The following is a 2,208-nucleotide window of genomic DNA, read 5'->3' as shown; positions in this document are numbered from 1 at the left end:
TCCTTCGAGTGCTGGACGATCATGTCGTTGACCTGCTGGTTCGGATACGGCTTGCGGTCACCCGCCTTGTAGTCGTACCAGCCGCCGCCGGTCTTCTGACCAAAACGACCCATCTCGCACAGCAGGTCAGCGCTCTTGGAGTACACGATGTCCGGCTTGTCCACGGCGCGGCGCTTGCGGATGGCCCAGCCGATGTCGTTGCCGGCCAGGTCGCCCATGCGGAACGGGCCCATGGCAAAGCCGAACTTTTCGACAGCCTTGTCGACCTGCTCGGGCAGTGCGCCTTCGTCCAGCAGGTAGCCAGCCTGGCGGCTGTATTGCTCGATCATGCGGTTGCCGATAAAGCCGTCGCACACGCCCGAGACCACGGCCGTCTTCTTGATCGCCTTGGCCAGCTTCATGACGGTGGCCAGCACATCCTTGGCGGTGTCCTTGCCGCGCACGACTTCCAGCAGCTTCATCACGTTGGCCGGGCTGAAGAAGTGCATGCCGACCACGTCTTGCGGGCGCTTGGTGAAGCTGGCGATCTTGTCCACGTCCAGCGTGGAGGTGTTCGACGCCAGGATCGCGCCCTGCTTGACGACTTCGTCCAGCTTCTTGAACACGACTTCCTTGACGCCCATTTCTTCGAAGACGGCCTCGATCACGAGGTCGGCGTCCTTGATGTCGTCGTAGGACAGCGTCGGGGTCAGGAGCGCCATGCGCTGCTCCACCTTCTCTTGCGTCAGCTTGCCCTTCTTGGCGCTGTTCTCGTAGTTCTTGCGGATGGTGGCCACGCCGCGGTCCAGCGCTTCCTGCTTGGTTTCCAGCATCGTGACCGGAATGCCCGCGTTCAGGAAGTTCATGGAGATGCCGCCGCCCATGGTGCCGGCGCCGATCACGGCGACCTTCTCCACCTTGCGGATCGGCGTGTCTTCCGGCACGTCGGGGATCTTGCTGGCCGCGCGCTCGCCGAAGAAGGCGTGGCGCAGCGCGCGCGATTCGCTCGTGTTCACCAGCTCGATGAACAGGTCGCGCTCGAACTTGATGCCGTCGTCAAAGCGCTTCTGCACGGCGGCCTGCACGGCGTCGACGCACTTGCCCGGGGCTGGGAAGTTTTTGGCGACAGCGGCCACGGTGTTGCGGGCGAATTGCAGGAAACCTTCGGGGTTGTCATGCTCGATCTTGCGATCACGCACCTTCGGCAGCTTGCCCTCGGCGGCGGCCTTGAGCGCGAAGTCGATGGCGCCGGCCATCAGATCGCCTTCGATCATCTGGTCGAACAAGCCGCTCTTGGCCAGCTTTTCCGACGGGATGGCGTTGCCCGAGACGATCATGTTCAGAGCCGGCTCCAGGCCGATCGCACGCGGCAGGCGCTGCGTGCCGCCCGCGCCCGGCAGGATGCCCAGCTTCACTTCCGGCAGCGCGATCTGCGCACCCGGTGCGGCGACGCGGTAGTGGCAACCCAGTGCCAGCTCCAGCCCGCCGCCCATCGCCACCGAGTGGATGGCGGCCACGACCGGCTTGCTGCTCAACTCGACCGCCTTGATGACGGCGTGCAGCGTCGGCTCCTGGGTGGCCTTGGGCGTGTTGAACTCGCGGATATCAGCACCGCCGGAGAAGGCCTTGCCGGCCCCGGTGATCACCACGGCCTTGACGTTGGGGTCATCGCTGGCGCGGACCATGCCCTCGACGATGCCCAGGCGCGTGGAATGGCCGAGACCGTTGACCGGCGGGTTGCTGAGCGTGATCACGGCAACGCCGTCCTGTACCTTGTACTCCGCTGTCATGCTGGTTCCTTTGGTGATGCGACGGCCGGCTGAAAGGCGCTGAATGGTGCACCGTGCCTCGCGGTTGAACTGTCTCTCAAGTATCGTTTTTCTGCGCGCGGTGGGCCCGCGACTCGACAAAGAATACACAAAATAGCACGGTCGTTCAATTTTTATTTTTGCGCTGCACAGCGGGCTTTGGCGGGCAATCAGCTGACTCAAACAGCTGTTCCCCACCCCCGATTTTTTGCCCGCCACATGACGGTTTTGATAGAGTCGCGCATTTCGTCCACCGAGCACCTATCCGGTGCATGGACGTCTCGTCACATTTCGTCGATTCCGCTCGCGATCCGAGCAAGATCGGCCACTCTGTATCCATGTCAGAACACGCTACCCCGTCTGCACAGACGCCGGGCTTGCGCCGCACCTTGCGCGCGCGCCATCTCACCATGATCGCCAT

At 63.3% G+C, this 2,208-nt stretch carries 1 protein-coding gene; it reads right to left on the bottom strand.

What is annotated here, in order from left to right; genetic code table 11:
* The coding region (locus tag QZ609_RS26555) for a 3-hydroxyacyl-CoA dehydrogenase NAD-binding domain-containing protein (RefSeq protein WP_295501531.1) at window positions 1–1,769 on the bottom strand (1,769 nt) is incomplete at its 3' end.
* Window positions 1,770–2,208: the final 439 nt, after the last annotated feature.

Source organism: uncultured Ralstonia sp. (assembly GCA_913056305.1).
GTDB lineage: Bacteria > Pseudomonadota > Gammaproteobacteria > Burkholderiales > Burkholderiaceae > Ralstonia.
This window is presented reverse-complemented; position numbering and strand designations above follow the sequence as displayed.